Origin of the sequence: Chitinophaga sp. RCC_12 (genome assembly GCF_041360695.1) — a bacterium.
Classification (GTDB): domain Bacteria; phylum Bacteroidota; class Bacteroidia; order Chitinophagales; family Chitinophagaceae; genus Chitinophaga.
On sequence record NZ_JBFUPS010000007.1, the window covers coordinates 113231 to 134124 of the forward strand.

Genomic DNA, 20894 nt, shown 5'->3' on the forward strand with positions numbered 1-20894 from the left:
ATCTACCCATCTTCTTTTTTACTTCTTCCTATTTTTAGCCGCTCATGCATATTTCACCCCTCTTTATTTGGTTTTTAGAAGAATTTTTTCCAACTTGTTCGAAGGTCAAATCAACTTACTATTTATGCACAGAAGAGACGCAATAAGGAATGTGGCGATTTTGTTGGGTACTGCCATTTCCGCTTCCACGTTATCAGCTTTAGAAAGCTGCACAGGGTCTGGTCCTAAGAACTACGATCTTCACAAGCCGGAAACCAAAGCTTTGCTGGCGGAGATAGCGGAAACCATCATACCCAAAACCAGCACTCCTGGAGCAAAAGATGCCAAAGTAGAAGACTTTATCATTGTAATGATGAACGATTGTTACAAGAAAGAAGATCAGCAGGCATTCCTCGATGGGTTGTCAAAAATCAATGAGGCAAGTGAGAAGCAATTCAAAAAAGGCTTCATGGACATTACACCGGAACAGCGCACCGAACTCCTCACAGGAATTGAAAAAGAGCGCGTAGACTACAACAAGCGCAAAGATAAAAAAGAAGGGGATCCTACCCATTATTTCCAGTACCTGAAAGAATTAACCCTGCTGGGTTACTTCACCTCCGAACCGGGTGCCACCAAAGCGTTGCGCTATGTTCCCGTTCCGGGCAAGTACGAAGGTTGTACTCCTTACACCAAAGGAGAAAAAGCCTGGGCAGTGTAATCTTCTCTTTACTTTTTAAAACTTAATTAAATGAACCTGAATATAAAAGCACAGGCTGAAAATACGTATGATGCCATCGTAATTGGCTCAGGTGTGAGTGGTGGATGGGCAGCCAAAGAACTGACAGAAAAAGGCCTGAAAGTACTCATGCTGGATCGTGGTAAACCACTGGAACATGTGAAAGACTATGAAACGGCCACCAAAGATCCGTGGGAATTTAAACACCGCGGCCGTATCACGGTAGATCAGCGCGAAACACATCCCAAACTGAGCCGCGACTATCCCTACAGTGAACACAACGAAAAATACTGGATCAACGATTCGGAAAGTCCATATAATGAAGTAAAACGTTTCGACTGGTACCGCCCGGATATCGTGGGTGGCAAATCCATTATGTGGGGCCGTCAGTCGTACCGCCTGAGCGATATTGATTTTGAAGCCAACCTGAAAGACGGCATTGCGGTAGACTGGCCTATCCGTTATAAAGACATTGCCCCCTGGTACGATTACGTAGAAAAATTTGCAGGTATCAGCGGTACCCGCGAAGGTCTACCACAACTGCCTGATGGCCAGTTTATGCCTGCCATGGAAATGAACTGCGTGGAAAAAGATCTGAAGGCCAGCGTAGAAGGAAAATTCAAAGGCCGTAATATTACGATGGGGCGCGTAGCCAATATCACACAACCACTTCCCGGTCGTGAGAAATGCCAATACCGCAACCTCTGCAGCCGCGGATGTCCGTTTGGCGCTTACTTCAGCACACAATCCTCCACGCTGCCGGCAGCAAGAGCCACCGGTAACCTCACACTTCGTCCTGATTCCATTGTAAATTCCATCATCTATGATGAGAAGCAAGGCAAGGCAACAGGTGTAAAGGTTATAGACAAGCACACCAAAGAAATGGTGGAATACTACGCGAAGGTCATCTTCATCAATGGTTCTACCCTCGGTTCTACCTTTATAATGATGAACTCCACGTCTTCCCGCTTCCCGAACGGGCTGGGTAACGACAGTGGCGTATTGGGCAAATACCTGATGGATCACCATTTCCGTACAGGCGCTTCCGGTACTGCAGAAGGATATGAAGATAAATACTATTTCGGCCGTCGCGCCAACGGGATCTATGTGCCCCGTTACCGCAACATCGGCAGCGATAAACGTGATTACATCCGTGGATTTGGTTACCAGGGTGGCGCCAGCCGCTCAGGTTGGAGCCGCGGTATTGCTGAAATGGGTGTGGGTAAGGACTTTAAGGAAATGATCACCGAACCTGGTCAATGGAGCATTGGCTTAGGTGGTTTCGGTGAATGTTTGCCTTATGAAGCCAACCAGGTAACCCTGGATACCTCCGTGAAAGATGCATGGGGCCAGCCTGTATTGAAGTTTGATGCAGAGTTCAAGGAGAACGAAAAGAAAATGCGCGTAGACATGATGAATGATGCCGCAGAAATGCTGGAAGCAGCAGGTATTAAAAACGTGAAAACATACGACAACGGATCTTACCCGGGTATGGCTATTCACGAAATGGGTACCGCACGTATGGGCCGTGATCCTAAAACATCCGTGCTCAACGGCTTTAACCAGATGCATGCCGTGAAGAATGTTTTTGTAACAGATGGTGCGGCTATGACCTCCGCCTCCTGTGTAAATCCTTCTCTCACCTATATGGCGTTAACTGCCCGTGCAGTGGATTATGCCGTGAAAGAACTGAAGAAAGGTAATATTTAAAAATACAATAGGTGCGTAGCGGTCAGGGATAGCTTTTCAAAAGCCTATTCCTGGCCGCTTGCGGCTTTAAACACAACGATATGAACCTGAATATAAAGGCAGAGAAGGAAAATACATATGATGCCATCGTAGTGGGCTCCGGTATCAGCGGCGGATGGGCTGCCAAAGAGCTCAGTGAAAAAGGACTGAAAACGCTGGTATTGGAAAGAGGCCGCAATGTAGAGCACATCAAGGACTACACCACCGCTATGAAAGCGCCGTGGGAATTTGCTCATCATCTCCATACCCCCAATGAAATGCGGGAGAAGCATCCCATCCAGAGCCGTTGTTATGCTTTTGATGAAGGCACACAACAGTTTTGGGTAAATGATATTGAGAACCCCTATAACGAAATAAAGCCCTTCAACTGGCTGCGTGGATACCAGGTAGGCGGCCGATCCCTCATGTGGGGCCGGCAGGTGTACCGCTGGAGCGACCTGGACTTTGAAGCCAACGCGAAAGATGGTCATGGTGTTGACTGGCCTATCCGCTATAAAGATATTGCCCCCTGGTACAAATATGTAGAAGAATATATCGGTGTAAGCGGTCAGGCGGAAGGCCTGCCACAGCTGCCCGACGGCGTTTTCCTGCCGCCAATGGAAATGAACTGCCTGGAGAAGCATGTTGCGGCGCGCGTCAAAGAAAAGTATAACGACCGTATCCTGACCATAGGCCGCGTGGCGCATCTCACAAAAGGATTAAAGGACCGTGGTCCATGCCAGTACCGTAACCTGTGCGCCCGCGGATGTCCGTTTACCGGTTACTTCAGCAGCAACGGCGTTACCTTGCCTGCCGCCGCCAAAACAGGTAACATGACCCTGCGCCCGGATTCTATTGTACTGGAAGTATTATATGATAAAGATAAAAGTAAAGCTACCGGTGTAAGAGTAATGGATTCCCATACCCTGAAAACGGTAGAATATTACGCAGATATTATTTTCCTGAACGGATCCACACTGGGTACCAGCTGGATCATGCTCAATTCGGTGTCAGACCGGTTCCCGGATGGATTTGGCAACGACAGCGGACAACTGGGGCATAACCTCATGGATCATCACTATGGCGTTGGCGCCGGCGGCGATTATGAAGGTTTTGAAGACCAGTATTACAGCAGCGGCCGCAGACCCAACGGCATTTATATTCCGCGTTTCCGTAACACCAACGCCAACACCATGCAAAAAGACTATGTGCGTGGCTTTGGCTACCAGGGCGGCGCAGGAAGGGCCCGTGGCACCAGCATGGAGGGCATCGGCGTTCAGCTGAAAGAAGCCCAGGGCGAACCCGGCAAATGGAGCATGGGCATAGGTTCCTGGGGTGAGCACCTGCCTTATTTTGAAAATAAGGTAGTACTGAATAAAAATAAGAAAGACAAATACGGATTGCCTATACTTGATATCGACTGTGAATTTAAAGGCAATGAGATGGCCATGCGCAAGGATATGCAGGCCAGTGCGATAGAAATGCTGGAAGCAGCAGGATTGAAAAATGTGCATGGCTACGACGGTGCACCTCCTCCGGGACATTGCATTCATGAAATGGGAACCGCCCGCATGGGTAAAGATCCCAAAACATCTGTACTGAATGGTTTTAACCAGGTACACGCCGCTAAAAATGTATATGTAACAGATGGCGCCTGCATGACGTCTTCCTCCTGTGTGAATCCTTCTATTACTTATATGGCGCTTACTGCGCGGGCATGTGATCATGCCGTTAAGGAACTGAAAAAAGGAAATATTTAAATACCGCAAAAGGGAAACCAGCTTACCGGTTTCCCTTTTGTTTTTAGCAGGTATACTGCAAAGATTGTTGTTGATCCCTGACCCCCCCGGAGTAACTGTTAGCAACCTGCCACTGAGCGGTATATTTTTAATAAAAGAGATCACCGGAAATTCTTTCTCCACAAGATTATTTTTATTAATATTGATGGACGTAAAATTCCACCAGACGAACAATGAAAATTATAGACTGCACGCTGTTAATCATATCATAACCTTACGTTAACAATGGCTTATTAATTTTGTCTCCTGCATGGACAATACAACTATTCTTATTTCACCTTTCCTGTTGCGCCGTTTCCGTGAAGGCGACGAAGAAGCACTGCGTTCTTTACTGGATCTGTTGGGCCCGCGCGTTTTAGGCTATTGCAGGAAAAAGGTGGGTATTGAGGAAGATGCAGAAGAATTACTGCTGGACATTTTCCTCAAACTCTGGCATTTCCGCGCAAAGCTGGATGAGACTGCTGATATACAGGTATTACTATTCACGATCGCAAGAAATCATATCCTGAATTTTATCCGCAATAAAGTCAGTCGCCGGCTAATGACCACAGATCCGGAGCATGCCTTGTTGCAGCCAGCCGACAGTATCTTACACCGGCTGGATTATAATGAACTGTACAAGCAATACCAGGGCGTGCTGGACTCGCTGGGCGACAAGCAACAGGCAGTATTCCGTATGAGCAGGGAAGAAGGATTATCGCACCGCGAAATCGCTGATAAACTGGGTATCTCCATACGTACTGTAGAAGCGCACATCCACAGCAGTTTGAAAGTAATAAAAGCTGAGTTGAGAGATTCCTATATTTTGCTGCTGATATTATTCTTCCTGAAATAATTTTTTTCTTCCACTAAGTAGCCTCCTTTTTTTTAGTGTATATATAGGTAGAAGTGAACTGTATATGATGAAACCTGATGCCGGCCTGTTACAGGAGCTGATAGAAAAAGTACAACATAATACTGCCAGCCGGGAGGAGCTCCGGTTGCTTTTACAGTTGCTCGAAGAAAACAAACAGGGCGATCTGATGCCGCCTGAAGAATGGTTTCAAAGCGAGCCGCAACCACTGTCTGCCGGATTGAAAAATAAAGTAGTGAACACGGCGCTGCAAAGAAATATCCGGGGCGGTCAATTCCGCCGCTGGTTGCCCTATGCCGCCATGCTGCTGGTGTTGCTGGGCCTGATGTTACTATGGCCCCGTCATCAGCCGTCGTATACCACCATTGCTGCAGGCGACGGAGAAATAAAACGTATAGTGCTTCCCGATAGTTCTACGGTAATATTAAATGCCCGGTCGGTGATCCGTTACAGCGAAGCATATGCCGGCACCTCCAGGGAGGTAATGCTGGACGGCGAGGCTTTTTTTGAGATACATCCCGACCGCCAGGCTCCTTTTATCGTGCACACCGGGCAAGTACAAACACAGGTATTGGGAACCTCCTTTAATGTGAAGCATTACCCCGGCGAAAAGCTGGTGGTGGGCGTTGCCACAGGGAAAGTAAAAGTAATGGCGGCAGAAGGACAACAAGCCATATTGGAACAAGGCAGCAAAATAAGTTACGACAGCGCAAAGAATGGATTTACGAGGTTCAGGGAAGAGCCGCATAAAATGAACTCCTGGCAGGAGGGTATTATCACGATGGACAATCTTACATTGAAGGAAGTTACTACCGTGCTGGAAAGATGGTACAGCGTACGTATTGTGCTGGCCACACCGGAAATGGGACGGCATGTATTGTCCGGGCAACAGGCCAACACTTCGCTGGAATCTGTGCTGGAATCCATCTGTTTTATTTATCATCTGCAATATCATCGCCAGGGAAATATAATCCGTATAGATAAAAAATAAACCGCTTAATCCTGTTTTAATACATACTACGCTAACAAAACCTAACGTATGATCCTAATTTTATTATCCGCTTCACGCGGCCTTAAAAAGGCCGTGAGGGTCGTTCTGTGCTCATTCCTGGCGGCAGCTGTTTATATGGCGCCGCTACACGCACAGGAACAGGACCCCAAAACAAAAACAGTCACCATCCAGCTGAAAGATGCCACGGTGACCACCCTCTTTCGCGCCATTGAAAAACAAACCACTTTCCGTTTCCTGTACGATAAATCACTGGAAGCTTTTGGAAAGAAGTTAACCGTGAACTATAAAAATATGGCGGTTGCCAAACTGTTACAGGACCTGGAAGGCCGTACGGGTTTGCAGTTCAGAACTTCCGGTCAGAATATTTCAGTAGCTACAAAAGAAGTACCTCCTGTCATTAATCTTTCTCCAGTAGGCAAAAGGGAAATCACCGGTGTAGTGGTGGATTCTACGGGGCAGCCGATGGTAGGCGTAACCGTTGCCATTAAAGGCACCCGCCTGGGCACCGGTACCGACGGCAACGGAAAATTTATTTTGTCAGTAGATGATAATGCGGTGCTGGTGTTTAGTTTGATGGGATTCCGTAAACAGGAAATCCCGGTACAACGCAAAAGCAAAATAGACGTAGTGTTGGAGGAAGCGTCTTCCGCGCTGGAAGAAGTAGTGGTAGTGGGTTTTGGTGAGCAGAAAAAAATCAGCCTGGTAGGTGCCCAGGCTACTATCACTCCCAAAGAACTGAAGCAGCCGGTATCCAACCTTACACAGTCGCTCGGTGGCCGCGTAGCCGGAATGGTATCTGTACAACGCAGCGGGGAACTGGGTTACAACGATGCCAATATTTACATCCGCGGCATCTCCACTTTTACACAGGGCTTTAGCGCACCACTCACATTGGTGGACGGTGTGCCCAGGAGTATTTCCAATGTAGACCCTGAAGACATTGAAAGTTTTTCTGTACTCAAAGATGCTTCTGCCACTGCAGTATACGGCGTGCGCGGCGCCAACGGCGTTATCCTGATCACCACCAAAGGAGGTAAGCCGGGTAAGCCTGCCTATAACCTGCGTTATACAGAAGGCATCACCCAGTTTACGAAATTACCTTCGTTTGCCGACGGTCCTACCTATATGAAATTATCAAACGAAGCGCTGACCACCCGTGGCAGCGCGCCGGTGTATTCTGACGAGGCTATCCGGAAAACCGCCGATGGCAGTGATCCTTACCTGTATCCTAATGTGGATTGGTTTAAAGAACTGTTCCGCAACAATGGAAAAGTACGGAATGCGAACGCCAATATCAGCGGCGGTTCAGAAAAAGCGGTATACTATATCGGTCTTGGTTACTACGATGAGCTCGGAATGTATAAAACAGATGAACTCACCAAATACAATTCCTCTATTTTCCTGAAACGGTATAACGTTACTTCCAATATCACCCTGAAGCCTTCCGCCACTACCACTGTTAAACTAGGCATACAAGGTTACCTGAGTAATGTAAACCTGCCAACTACAGGTGTATCCGATATTTTTACGGATGCATATTTTATGACGCCGGTGCAGATTCCAACGCGTTACCCGGACGGTAAAGTGGCGGACGTGCGTTCAGGCGGTTTGTCCAATCCCTGGGCAAGTCTTACCCAGGGCGGTTATGCCAACCAGTGGAGAAGCCAGGTATACTCTAATCTGCGCCTCACGCAGGAGCTGCCTTTCCTCACCAAGGGCTTATCTGTAACGGGTATGTTTTCATTCGACGCCTATAACTATACCAGCAACCGCTATACGAAAATACCGGACACCTGGCTGGCCACCGGCCGCGATGCCGATGGTAACCTGGTGTTTGACCAGGTGGCCATTGGTACAGAGTTTCTCCAGTATACAAAAAGTAACCAGGGCGAACGCACCTTCTATTCTGAATTTGGACTCAACTATAACAGGAGTTTTGGTAAGCACGATGTATCCGGTATGTTGCTCTACAACCGCAGCGACAAAGCCAATACCTATGCGGCCGACCTGGAAACATCATTGCCTTACCGGTTCCAGGGACTGGCAGGGCGTTTCACCTACGGTTTCCGCAACCGGTATTTTGCAGAAGTAAATTTTGGATATAACGGATCGGAAAACTTTTACCCCGATCAGCGTTATGGCCTTTTTCCTTCCGCAGGCCTGGGCTGGGTAGTATCTGAAGAGAATTTCTTCTCCGGTATTAAAAATACAGTATCACTTTTTAAGATCCGCTTTTCGCATGGTATCGTAGGCAATAGTAACATCGACGGCAGAAGATTTGCCTACCTGGCAACCGTAGCTAATACCAGCGATTATTATTTTGGAAAGAACATCAACCAGAAATTTACCGGTAAGGAAATCGGTGAATATGCCGTGGATGTACAATGGGAAACCTCCCGCAAAACTAACCTGGGCTTTGATATCGGGCTACTGCATGATAATCTCACGTTGCAGGTGGATCTTTTCCGGGAATACCGCAGCGGCATTTTCCTGCGCCGGAAATCGTTACCGGGTTATATAGGGATGATCAACGCACCGTTTGGTAATGTGGGTATTATTGATAACAAAGGAATAGATGCATCGGTCACCTATAACCGCCGTTTCGGCGACTTCACCCTGCAGCTGTTAGGCAATTTTACTTATAACAGGAATAAAGTAGTGGAGAATGATGACCCCAGCTGGAAGTATCCCTGGCTGGACCGCAAAGGGCTGCGCGTAGGACAACGATTCGGGTACATCGCGCTCGGACTTTTTGAAAGCGATAAGGAAGTACAGAACTCACCCAGGCAAACAGGCGATGTGCGTGCCGGCGATATTAAATACAAAGACATCAACGGCGACGGCGTGATCGATTCCTATGATCAGGCGCCCATCGGATATGGCGATGTTCCTGAAATGGTATATGGCTTCGGTTTTACACTCGGCTACAAAGCGTTTGGGCTGTCGGCCCTTTTCCAGGGCGCCGCTCATGTGGATGTACTGCTGAACGGTGAAGGCACCATGCCATTCCAGCAGGGACTGAGCCGCGGAAATTTATTCAGCAATATCAACGACCGGTGGACCGAAGAAAATCCACGCCAGGATGTTTTTTATCCCCGCCTGATGGCAGGTTCACTGAATGATAACTATGCCGCCAGTACCTGGTGGATAAAGAACAGCGACTATATCCGGTTAAAGACTTTACAGCTAAGTTATAACCTGCCCGCTGCCTGGATGAAACGCGCGAAATTTAAATCCGCCAACATCTTCCTGCAAGGGGTAAACATCCTCACTTTCTCACCGTTCAAGCTCTGGGATGTGGAAGTAGGCAATGGAAGAGGCGCCTCTTATTCAAGTACCAAATCATATTCTGCCGGCGTTGCCGTCAACTTCTGATAACAACGATCATTCCTAAACATTATAATTCTCTCCGGATGAAAATAAAAAAGATGGTTCACATTTTACTGGTCGGCGTTTCTTTGCTAACGGCTTCCTGTAACAGTAACTTCCTTGACCAGGTTCCCAGCGACCGTATCACCATTGAGCAGGTATTTAACAGAAGAAGATATTCTGAAGAATACCTCGCTAACATCTATGTTACCATCCCCAATGAAGCCTACCGCAATACCTGCGCCTGGGAAGGATGTTCAGACGATGCAGATATTACGTACGACCGGCCCGGCTCCGGTTATAACACCTATCCCATGAACCTGGGTAACTGGAGTGCAGCATCCGACTACATGAACAACTGGACTAAATTCTACCAGGGGATCCGTTCGGCTACTTATTTTATGCAGCATATTGATGGGAATAAAGAGATACTGGCGCTGCCTAACGGACAGGATCTCATTGACCAGTATAAAGCCGAGGCGCGTTTCCTGCGGGCGTTCTTTTATTACGGTATTATCCGTCAGTATGGCCCCGCTATTATCCTGGGCGATATCCCGATCGCCGGTGACCTGGTGCCTACCGATGAAGAGATGCAGAAGCCACGGAATTCGTACGACGAATGCGTTAACTACATTGTATCGGAGCTGGACCTCGCCGCGCAGAAACTCCCCAAACATTTTACCGCACAGGGCGAAAATGATTATGGCCGCGCCACACAGGCCGCATGCAAGGCTTTTAAAAGCAGGGTGCTGTTACTGGCGGCAAGTCCGCAGTTCAACGGTAACCCCGACTACGCCGGCTTCCGCAACCTGGATGGCAAACAGCTGGTAAGCGCGCAATATGATCGGGAGAAATGGAAACGTGCCGCCGATGCAGCCAAAGAGGTAATGACCGGTTTCAGTTTTTCCCTGTACCGTAAGAATGATACCAGCGGAAACTTCGATCCATACCTCTCTACCCGCGATGTATTCCTGGATCCCTGGAATTCGGAAGTGATTTTCACCAGGACTTCTAACGGGCTGAAAGACTGGGAACGTTCCGTAACGCCGCGTTTAGCCAGCGGATACGCTGCGGTGGCTGTTACGCAGCAACTGGTAGATGAATTCGAAATGGAAAATGGAAAAGGGATCTATGAATCCGGATCGGGTTATAAAGAAACCGGTTTTTCTTCCACCGCTACCAAATATACCACTGCCGGTACCTACAACATGTATGTAAACAGGGAACCCCGGTTTTATGTAAATGTTAGTTACAATGGAAGTCTCTGGATCAATAAAAGTGAAGGCAATAAAGTGATTGAAACTTTCTTCACCGGCAATACCGGTAAGAAAGGATCGTGGGACTTTCCGCGTACCGGTTACATCGCCCGGAAAAACGTGCATCCCGACAGTAATCCCAGGATCACCCAGTATGTGGCCAGGCCGTTTATACTGATTCGTTATGCGGAAATATTACTGAACTATATCGAAGCATTGAACGAGTACGAGCCTGGTAACCCCGATATCCTCAAATACCTGAACGAAATCCGTAACAGGGCCGGCGTACCTGATGTTGCGGGTGGGCTGGGCCAGGCCGCCATGCGCGCAAAGATCAGGCATGAAAGGAGAGTGGAACTGGCATTGGAAAGCCTCCGTTACTTCGATACCCGCCGCTGGAAGATTGCCGAACAAACCGATGGCGGAAACTTCTACGGCATGAACGTAGATGCAGGCACCAAACTTACCGACCAGGTTTTTTATCAAAGAACCATATTTGAGCGGAGGGTTTTCCTGAAGAATTATTACCTGTTCCCTATTCCTCAATCGGAAATAGACCGCGACAGAAAGCTGGTACAAAACCCCGGCTGGTAAATTATTTCCTGATGATTAATTGTAGAAAAATGAAGATAAAATTATTGATATTATCGCTTGCTGCGGCCACCGCCTGGAGCAGTTGCCGGAACAACAGTGCTGAACTGGAAAATATATCCGACAGCACCGCTGTTGTGTACATGCCACAGGCAGTTATTGCTCCTGCGGTGTATTCATTTGAAATATCCGGAAAGGGCGACAGTATTGTTTATGGCGCCTGTTATGGCGGGCCGCATTCACCGGCATCTGACATAAATGTAAAATTCAAAGTAGATGCCTCGCTGACAGATCATTTCAACACTAACAACTTTACCAGTTACCCGGTATTACCCGAGGGAAGCTATGAGCTGGAACAGTCTTCCGCTGTAATCCCGGCAGGAAGATTCAGCACGGCGCCGTTAAACCTGGTAGTGCATATGGATAAACTGGATGGCGTAGGCAGCTACCTGTTGCCTGTGACTATTGAAACCAGCATGAAAGTAAATGAAAAGCTACGCACTGCTTACTTCCTGATCAGCGGGCGTTATGCTGCCAATCCGTTTCCTATGCTGGATCGCAGCAACTGGAATATTACGGGCTTCTCATCGGAGGAAACCACCGGCGAAGGGGCCACCAACGGCCACGCTATCCACTCGCTGGATGGCGATACTGCCACCTTCTGGAGCACCCGGTGGAAAGCGTCGAAGCCCGGCCCTCCGCATTATATTACCATTGATACACAGGTGGAACAAAAGATACACGGTATCAGTATTACCGGGCGGACAGATAAAAATACCGGGGAGGTAAAGGCTACCGGCAACCCCAAAAATATTATCGTGGAGTTGAGCCGCGATGGCGCCACCTGGAATTATACTGAATCATTCACACTGGCTAATGATAAAGTAAGCACCGTTTACCTGGCGTATGCGCAGCAGGCCAGGTTTGTGAAACTGACGGTGAACACCAGCCAGGGAGATATCTACCTGACGCATATTGCGGAGATCAACGCCTTCTGATGATGAGAAACATATTTTGGTTGATAGGTTTAGCCAGCTGCCTGTTGTCCTGTGGCAAGCGGGAAACAGCAAATACTTCACCGGAAGAACCGGCGCGTCCGAAAACAATGGTAATAGTGATGACTTATAACATTTACGGCGCCCGGGCTTCTTCCGGTCCGCCGGCCAACCTGGAGGCCCTGGCCAAAGTGATCAACCAGGAAAAGCCGGACCTGGTGGCGTTGCAGGAGGTAGATGTGTATACCCGCCGTACCGGTGTGAACGTTCACCAGGCAGCAGAACTGGCAAAGCTGACGGGAATGGACTGGTACTTCACGAAGGCAATGGATGTAACCGGAGGGGAGTATGGCGATGCCGTGCTTTCGCGCTTACCCATTCTTGAACGAAAACGCTATGCCTTGCCGGTGGCCCCGGATATCGGTGGCGAGTTCCGGACAATGGCCATGATCCGGGTGAAAAAAGATGACCGGGAATTTTATTTTGCGTCCACTCACCTCGACCACCTCGCGCAGGAAGACAGCCGTTTATTACAGGCGGCAGAATTAAAAAAGATAGTAACGGAACTGGGGAAGCCATTGATACTTGGCGGGGATTTTAATGCGATCCCTGCATCGCAGACCATAGGCATTATACGGAGTTTCATGAACCTTGGCTGCCTCCAGCAATGCCCGCTTACTTTTCCTTCAGATAAGCCGGATCGCACCATTGATTACATCATGACCACCCCGGTAAACCGCTTCTCGGTAACCCGGTATAATAATATCGGCGGTTATGACGATACACTGAAAGCCTATGTATCAGACCACCGGCCCATAGTAGCGGATATCAGCGTACAATAAAAATCTTTCCAATCAAAGATTTTTGGCGTATTTTGAACGCTTATCTGCAACTTATTTGAACAATGAAAAAAGTAATCCTTAGCGGCATGCTGGCGCTATCCTGTTGGATGGGGCAGGCAGTGCAGGCGCAAAACAAACATTCTTTTGCATTAAGTAAAACTGATTTTATGCTGGATGGTAAACCCTTCCAGATGATCAGCGGAGAGATGCACCCGGCCCGTATACCACATGAATACTGGCGTCACCGCATTCAGATGGCGAAGGCAATGGGTTGTAATACCATTGCGGCATATGTGTTCTGGAACTATCACGAACCGGTGAAAGGCCAGTTTGATTTCAGTACCGGTAACCACAACATTGCGGAATTTATTAAAATAGCCCAGGAAGAAGGCATGTGGGTATTACTGCGCCCCGGCCCGTATGTGTGTGCGGAATGGGAATTTGGTGGTTTGCCTCCTTACCTACTGCAAACGCCGGATATAAAGGTGCGCTGTATGGATCCGCGCTATATAGCCGCGGTATCCACCTACGTAGACCGTTTGGCGGCAGAAATAAAGCCGTTGCTGGTCACCAACGGCGGACCGGTAGTAATGGTGCAGATTGAAAATGAATACGGCAGTTACGGCAACGATAAAGAATATTTAAATACGCTGAAAGAAATGTGGGTAAAGAATGGCATCAATGTTCCATTCTATACTGCTGATGGCGCTACTGCCTACATGCTGGAAGCAGGAGGCGTGGAAGGCGCAGCCATCGGACTGGACTCCGGCGGATCGGAAGCTGATTTCGCCGCCGCCAAAAAACAGAACCCCAATGTACCCGCCTTCAGCAGCGAATCTTACCCGGGTTGGTTAACCCACTGGGGCGAACAATGGCAACGGCCGGGCATAGACGGCATTTCAAAGGAAGTGAAATTCCTGATGGATACCAAACGTTCATTCAACCTGTATGTGATTCATGGCGGCACCAACTTCGGCTATACTGCCGGCGCAAATTCCGGTGGAAAGGGCTATGAACCCGATGTAACCAGCTACGACTATGACGCGCCTATCAATGAGCAGGGAAACGCGACGCCTAAATACCAGGCATTGCGTCAGCTGATCGGTTCCTATCTCCCGAAGGGCAAAAAATTACCTGCCATACCAAAGCCTGTTCCGGCCATTACAATTCCTGCATTTAATCTTACCCCATTCACTTCGGTATGGGATCATTTACCGCAGCCGGTTAAATCCCCGCAGCCAAAGCCATTTGAAGCATATGGGCAGGACTATGGCTTTATGGTGTATAAAACCACGCTGATAGGGCATAAGAGCGGCAAGCTGAGTGTAAAAGACCTGCATGACTATGCGACCGTGTTTCTCAATGGCAAGTACATCGGGAAAATTGACCGCCGGCTTGGGGAGAAAACAATTGACCTGCCGGTAAGCGATGTGAAGGATCCCGTACTGGAAATCCTGGTAGAGGGCATGGGCCGCATCAACTTTGCAGAAGCGCTGATTGACCGTAAAGGGATCACAGATCGTGTAGTCCTGAACGGTATGACACTGATGAACTGGGAAGTATACAGCCTGCCAATGACGGAAAAATTCGTACAGGAACTGAGCGCTTCTTCCGGTAACGCTGCTAAACCCGGCCAGTTTTTTAAAGCCACTTTTAACCTGGATAAAACCGGTGATACCTACATCGATATGTCGGGATATAAGAAAGGAATTGTTTGGGTAAACGGTCACAATCTTGGCCGCTACTGGGAAATAGGACCACAGAAAAACCTGTACTGTCCTGCTCCGTGGCTGAAGAAAGGCGCCAATGAAATTGTAGTGTTTGATTTGCACCAGGAAACAGCTGCACCGGTAAAGGGAGTAGTGAGTTTGTAATATTTTTTTTGAGAAGGAAACGCAGCGGGATCATCTCCCGCTGCGTTTTTTTGTTTAACGGCTGATGGCTAACTCTTCGTCCCTGATGGGCGTAAATTCAATCGCGGTAGCCACGAAACTCATTTTCTTGTGCTGCATTTCCAGTACCACGCCTTTGTCGGTGAACATACCAATAGGACTGCCTGCATGTAACGGCAGGGCAGTGGTGTACCATATTGTGGTGGAATCTTTTTTATTAACGAGGATAAGCTGCTGGCAGTGATAACCGAGGATTTCCTTTGTTGCGCCGGTGACAATGCTTTCGCCTTTACGTATGTCTAACGGTGCTTCCTTCAGTTTGCCGTTTTTCTTTGCCCATTGTTTTTTACTGTCCAGATCCACATACAATTCATCGCCGTTATCAGATTGAATGTTTACGTTTACTTCCACCTCGTCTCCTTCCTTTTTCTGGCTAGCATTATAGAATGTTTTGAAGCGCTGTTTGTTAAACCACAATGACGCGTCCTGGGTGGCAGTTTCGGGAATCATGTCTTTGTATTGCATTTGTTCCGGCTTCAGGTTAGCGTGCAGGTTCATGGTAAGCGTATAGCTTATTTTTCCGCTGCTTCTGTCCTGCGCAGCTGCAGGTATGTACACGGCGGCCAGTAATACAAATGTTAAGATGGAGGTTGTTTTCATGATAATATATATTTAGTGAGATGAATTACTTTTTTTGAAAGAGCGGAGCTGGTAAACAAGGCTTGCCATGAAATACTGCCCCAGCACGTTGTTCCGCTGATCTTCCGTATATCCGCCCCGCACCATCCGCATCACATTTTTGTTTTGCCGCAGCAAATCGGTGGCGGCTACTTTCAGTGTATACTTTTTGCCTATGTTTTTGCTGAGGGAAGCATTCCATAACAGGGCGGTGGTGTTATAGTTGTTACTGAGGCCGGAGGTGGTGTAACCTGTCCACTCGCTCTCTGCCTGCATGTTCCAGGGAAGCGTGGCAATAGCGGACAAATCGTAGTTAAACAACCAGTAAGGTTTTTGAAGCATAGTAGTGTTGTTCCACGCAGTGTTGAGGTGTGCTGAAATATTCAGGAATGCCGCGGGATAGTAATTAAAGCTGATATCGGGGGCCACGCTGTATTGCCGGTTGTTGCGTTGCATGCTGTTGAATAGCGATGGATAGGCATTGTAAGCCAGCTGCAGGCCATAGGTGATACCCGATCCTTCGTCGTCTGTTTTAAAGAAGTGCTGGAACGATACGTTCGTGTTGGCGTACCCGTTAGCATTAATAGTGGTGATCAGTTGTTTGCCGCTGCTGTCTGTAACGGCATAGTCAGTAAACTGGCGGGCCACTATGCTGCCATTGGCCATAATATTGGTATAACTGTCGTTATCCGCGTTTGTGAAAAGATAAGATGCGCGTATGCTGCGTCTTATAGCCGGTTTCAGTCCAGGGTTGCCCTGCCGCACATACATCGGGTCGCTGATATCGGGAAGGGACTGTAGCTGCGAAATGGCAGGCAGCTGAACACTGGTCTGGTAATCGAAGCTGATTTTGCGTGCCGGCGAAAACTGGTACCGGGCGTTGATACGGGGCAGCAGGTTATGATAGGTGTTACTGACCTGGTAGTGCTGTACCTGCGAATTACTTTGCTGCCAGTTGGTTTGCAGGGCTGCTTCCGCGGTGTAACTGAAACGCTTATACTTTGCAGACATGGCCACAGTGGGTGTGCTGCGGGTGTTGGTCGTGGAGAAGTCGTCGTGGTAGCGCTCATCCGGCAATGTGTATTGTTGTTGCACCGGCTCAAAGCTGAACGCGGTTTGTTGTTGCCGGGTGTTGCTGTAGAAGAAATTTTCACTGATCAGCAACGTGTGTGTGCGTGATAACGGCATGGTATATACGAATTGATTGTTTATCGAAAAGCCGCGGCCCTGTATCCGGAGCTGTTGATTAATAGTATCTGTGCGGGGTATTTTAATGTTATAGATATTATTGCGGGAGATATTTCGCACCTGGTTATTGTTTTCCAGCCAGGCGGGAGTTACGGTGAGTGATAAGGTGTGCCGTTCTTGCCGGAATTTATGCCGGAAAAGAATATCGGTGGCCGACTGCCAGCTGCTGGCATTGCTTTCATGGTATTGGGTACCGTTGTTCAGCAATTGTGTTTGCGCTTCATTCAGGGAGCGATAGGAGAGTTGGTTGACACCGGAAGACCGTATGCTGTTGAATACCGGGGAGATCTTAATACTGTTGTGTGCATTTACAGGTATATCGATGCTGGCATTTATGCGATGGTTGTTATTGATATCTGTTTGATAGCCTTGCTGGTAGTAGTGATAGCTGGTGTCGGGGAGTTGATAAAACCGGTGGTTATCATAATTATTTCGTGATGCGAACCGGTTATAGAAATAGCTGCTGCGCAGGGCGGTGTTATTGCTGAAGTCGTTGTTAAAGTTCACGCCGCCGTATTGGATATTGTTTAATCCCGTGGGATTAGAGAGCTGCGCCAGCTCCTCCGGGTTGTCTGCTGTTGCCTGTACGCCTTTCATTTTGAGGATTTCGGCCATTGCATAGGAGGGAAGCTGGTCAAATATTTCGGGGTTGCTGCCGGCGAGGCGAAGCAGTTCGCCTGCGCTGAATCCCGACTTATTCACGTTGTTGGCTTTGAATAAAACGGAGAGCTGTTTATCGCCGGCGAAGCTGTTAACGTTCACCCCGGCTTCATAGCGCTCATGGGTGCCACCGCCCGCTGATGCATTGCCAAAGTATCCTTTTTTCATTTCCTTTTTGGTAACGATGTTGATGGTTTTGGTGCTGTTACCATCGTCGATACCGGTAAAGGCGGCCTGGTCGCTTTTTTTATCCAGCACCTGGATTTTGGCAACCATGTCGGCCGGGAGATTGCGGGTGGCAATGGCGGGGTCGTTGCCAAAGAATTCTTTTCCGTCTACCAATACTTTTAGTACAGTTTCCCCCTGGGCGATGATGTTGCCGGCGCGGTCTACCCGGACACCGGGCAACTTACGCAGCAGTTCTTCCACTACAGCATTGTCTTTTGTTTTGTAGCGCGCGGCATCATATTCCAGGGTATCTCCTTTCGCGCGGATGTCTGCTTTACCTTTTATAACTACTTCCTTCAGTTGTTTGGTGGCCTGTGCATGGCTGCTGACAGCCGCTGCCAGCAGGGTACAAAAAAGGATCGCTGCTTTTTGTATCATCGTTTGTAATTGAACGATACGAAAGTAGGATCATCGTGTACACGTAACCGTTAACAAACCTGAGTATAGTGTGAATGATTGTTAAAAGACGAGCTTATATCCCTGTCCTCTTACATTGATAAGTTGCACGGTGGCGTCGTGTTGCAGGTATCTCCGGAGTTTGCTGATGTATACATCCATATTGCGGGCGTTGAAAAAATTATCATCGCCCCATAATTCCAGCAGCATGCTTTTCCGGTGGGTGGTGGTGTTAGGACGTTCTGCCAGCATGCGCAGCATATCTGCTTCCCGTAGGGAGAGCCGGATGGTGGCAGTTTCATGTTTCAGTTCCTGGCGGTTATGATCAAAAACATATTGGCCGATGCGGTAAATACCTTTGGGGGCATTGAGGGAAGGGTTGCTATGCGCGCGTTTGATGAGTGTTTTAACGCGGAGAATCAGTTCCTCCATGCTAAAGGGTTTCTTGATATAGTCGTCGGCCCCGCTTTGCAGTCCGCGTAATACGTCGGAGGTTTCGCTTTTGGCAGTAAGAAAGATGATCGGCGTGTGTTCGTCTACGTTACGGATATCTTTTACGAGGGAGATGCCATCTTTTTTGGGCATCATGATATCCACCACGCAGGCGTGGGGCCGGAAGGAAAGATAGGCGTCCCAGCCCTGCTGGCCATTTGCCGCATGCATAATGTGAAATCCGTTTAGCTCCAGCGTTTCCTTCACTACGCCTGCCAGGGTAGGTTCATCTTCTACCAGCAGTAGTTTAATTTTTTGCATAGCGCGGAAATTGAAGGGTGAACGTAGTGCCTGTGCCGGGAGTGCTGTTCACTTCAACGGTGGCCTGGAGTTGCTGTGCCAGTGCTTTAACGTGACTGAGCCCAAGTCCGTGGCCTTTCGTATCCTGTGTATCACCACTGGTAACACGATAAAATTTATCAAAGATAAAGGGCAGATGGCTGTTGGAAATGCCTTCGCCGTTATCGGCTACCGTAATAAGGATACGGTCCCTGTTATCTTTTATTGTCAATGTAATCAGCTTCTGTGGTTTGTTGTTGTATTTAATGGCGTTATCGAGCAGGTTGCTGAAGATGATTTCAAACGCCTGTTTATCGGTTTCTATACTGTTGTGTCCTGATTGGTTATCTATTTGAACATGCACATTGTCCTGGTAGGCGAATCGCTGAATAATGCTGCTGAGGCTCTCTTCCAACGGCATGGCGGTTGTTTGCCGCTGATGCAGTTGTTGTTCCAGCCGGGTGATGGTCATGATCTGATCGATGAGTCCCTGGAGTTTGTCGAGTTCTGTTTTATTGAGATGGAGATACCGTGTTGTCATTTCCGGGCTATTGCTGCCACCGAAGTTGAGCAGCGCTTCGTTTGTGGCCTGTAGTACGGCTACCGGTGTTTTCAGTTCGTGGGTAACGTGACTGATAAAGTCCTGTTTCATTTGCTCCAGTTTCTTTTGTTTTACGATGATGCGCCAGAGTGTCCATATGCAGCCTATGATTAGCAGTCCTATAAAGAAAGAAACGATGATAGCCGGGAATATTTGTTGCAGGAGATAAATGGTTTCGCCGGAAAACAGTACGCCGATGGTATTGGTTTGGGTATTCAACGCGGGATGAATGAGCAGCAGCTGTGGATTACTCTTTACCGCGGTCAGGGTAGAATCGGTGTACACTCGGAACGGCAGATCAATATTTTTTTCATGCAGTAACAACCGGTATTCGTGCTGAAGGCTGTCGATATGCACCAGCTGTAAGCCAAAAGATGAAAACATGCGTGAAAGAATATTGGACATCTGAGCATATTCCACATTGGGTACCGGTATGCTGTGGGATTTACCGGTGTCGAGATGCAGCCGGGCGGCGAGTGTATTGATCATGCTGTCGCGTTTGGCGGCCTGCTCCACAGTTTCATTTTCATCATCTTCCAGTTCTTCAAAGTTAATGGAAGACGATATATTCATTTGTTGAAGGGAGTCGTTGGTACGGCCTATGTGACCCAGGTTGCTCATCATGGCTGCGTCGTAGGCCTTTTGCAGGCACTCCGTCGCAGTAGCACGGAACGACTGCCGGGCAGTAAGCCAGGTTTGTCTCAGCCAGTACAACTGAAAGAGCAATGCTACGGTGGCGGCGGGCACTGCCAGCTGACCAATACTTTTAACCGAAAGTTTCATACCGGGGCAAATATAAATGGCCGCGTATTTATATCCCGTTTTTTTTAACAATCATTAACAAACGCGGCGGTTGTCTTACGCGGAGGTTGTCTTACTCAGGATTAAACTTATTTCACTGATTACGCTGATTTGATCACTTTGGATTTTAAGGGATTCGGGGAGATATAAGCGAAGAACGCGGAGGTTGTCTTTCTCAGGATTAAACTTATTTCGCTGATTACGCTGATTTGATCACTTTGGATTTTAAAGGATTCGGGGAGATATAAGCGAAAACGTGGATTTTGTCTTACTCAGGATTAAACTTATTTCACTGATTACGCTGATTTGATCACTTTGGATTTTAAAGGATTCGGGGAGATATAAGCGAAGAACGCGGATTTTGTCTTACTCAGGATTACGCTGATTTAACTGATTATTTTTTTAAAAGATTTTGGAGATATAAGCGAGTATATCCGCTTTAATCTCCCCAAATCT

Annotated in this window: 14 protein-coding genes; 10 read left to right on the plus strand and 4 right to left on the minus strand. The window is 48.1% G+C overall.

The window, feature by feature from the left end; all coding sequences use genetic code 11:
- The first annotated feature begins 124 nt into the window (after positions 1 to 124).
- From AB6805_RS20635 to AB6805_RS20680, 10 genes are all read left to right on the plus strand, one after another.
- Positions 125 to 700 carry a gluconate 2-dehydrogenase subunit 3 family protein gene (locus AB6805_RS20635; protein WP_370911332.1) on the plus strand — a complete coding sequence of 192 codons (576 nt, stop codon included), beginning with the start codon at positions 125 to 127 and terminating at the stop codon, positions 698 to 700.
- 30 nt (positions 701 to 730) lie between these two features.
- Complete coding sequence (locus AB6805_RS20640) at positions 731 to 2428, plus strand: GMC oxidoreductase (RefSeq protein WP_370911333.1); 1698 nt, start codon at positions 731 to 733, stop codon at positions 2426 to 2428.
- Between the two features lie 80 nt (positions 2429 to 2508).
- Entirely contained in the window at positions 2509 to 4206 is a 1698-nt protein-coding gene (locus AB6805_RS20645; RefSeq protein ID WP_370911334.1) for a GMC oxidoreductase, read from the plus strand.
- Between the two features lie 289 nt (positions 4207 to 4495).
- Positions 4496 to 5080, plus strand: coding sequence for an RNA polymerase sigma factor (locus AB6805_RS20650; protein ID WP_370911335.1), 585 nt, complete (start codon positions 4496 to 4498; stop codon positions 5078 to 5080).
- A gap of 64 nt (positions 5081 to 5144) precedes the next feature.
- The gene (locus tag AB6805_RS20655; protein ID WP_370911336.1) at positions 5145 to 6089 is read left to right on the plus strand and encodes a FecR family protein; all 945 of its coding nucleotides are present in this window, start codon (positions 5145 to 5147) and stop codon (positions 6087 to 6089) included.
- Positions 6090 to 6137: 48 nt separating this feature from the next.
- Positions 6138 to 9485: a SusC/RagA family TonB-linked outer membrane protein gene (locus AB6805_RS20660; RefSeq protein ID WP_370911337.1), complete on the plus strand. Its 3348-nt coding sequence runs from the start codon at positions 6138 to 6140 to the stop codon at positions 9483 to 9485.
- A 53-nt stretch (positions 9486 to 9538) separates the two neighbouring features.
- Complete coding sequence (locus AB6805_RS20665) at positions 9539 to 11329, plus strand: RagB/SusD family nutrient uptake outer membrane protein (protein ID WP_370911338.1); 1791 nt, start codon at positions 9539 to 9541, stop codon at positions 11327 to 11329.
- 29 nt (positions 11330 to 11358) lie between these two features.
- Entirely contained in the window at positions 11359 to 12324 is a 966-nt protein-coding gene (locus tag AB6805_RS20670; RefSeq protein WP_370911339.1) for a BT_3987 domain-containing protein, read from the plus strand.
- Positions 12325 to 12326: 2 nt separating this feature from the next.
- Positions 12327 to 13163, plus strand: coding sequence for an endonuclease/exonuclease/phosphatase family protein (locus tag AB6805_RS20675; protein ID WP_370911340.1), 837 nt, complete (start codon positions 12327 to 12329; stop codon positions 13161 to 13163).
- Between the two features lie 62 nt (positions 13164 to 13225).
- Positions 13226 to 15037, plus strand: a complete 1812-nt coding sequence (locus tag AB6805_RS20680; RefSeq protein WP_370911341.1) for a beta-galactosidase family protein — start codon at positions 13226 to 13228, stop codon at positions 15035 to 15037.
- A gap of 54 nt (positions 15038 to 15091) precedes the next feature.
- Here AB6805_RS20680 and AB6805_RS20685 read toward each other — a convergent pair whose 3' ends face one another.
- The 4 genes from AB6805_RS20685 to AB6805_RS20700 all read right to left on the minus strand — a co-directional run bounded on the left by AB6805_RS20685 (position 15092) and on the right by AB6805_RS20700 (position 20420).
- The gene (locus AB6805_RS20685; RefSeq protein ID WP_370911342.1) at positions 15092 to 15715 is read right to left on the minus strand and encodes a GLPGLI family protein; all 624 of its coding nucleotides are present in this window, start codon (positions 15713 to 15715) and stop codon (positions 15092 to 15094) included.
- Positions 15716 to 15727: 12 nt separating this feature from the next.
- Positions 15728 to 18247 carry an outer membrane beta-barrel protein gene (locus AB6805_RS20690; RefSeq protein WP_370911343.1) on the minus strand — a complete coding sequence of 840 codons (2520 nt, stop codon included), beginning with the start codon at positions 18245 to 18247 and terminating at the stop codon, positions 15728 to 15730.
- 81 nt (positions 18248 to 18328) lie between these two features.
- Positions 18329 to 19018, minus strand: coding sequence for a response regulator transcription factor (locus AB6805_RS20695; protein ID WP_370911344.1), 690 nt, complete (start codon positions 19016 to 19018; stop codon positions 18329 to 18331).
- Entirely contained in the window at positions 19005 to 20420 is a 1416-nt protein-coding gene (locus AB6805_RS20700) for a sensor histidine kinase (RefSeq protein WP_370911345.1), read from the minus strand. The genes AB6805_RS20695 and AB6805_RS20700 overlap by 14 nt, the downstream gene beginning before the upstream one ends.
- Positions 20421 to 20894 lie beyond the last annotated feature (474 nt).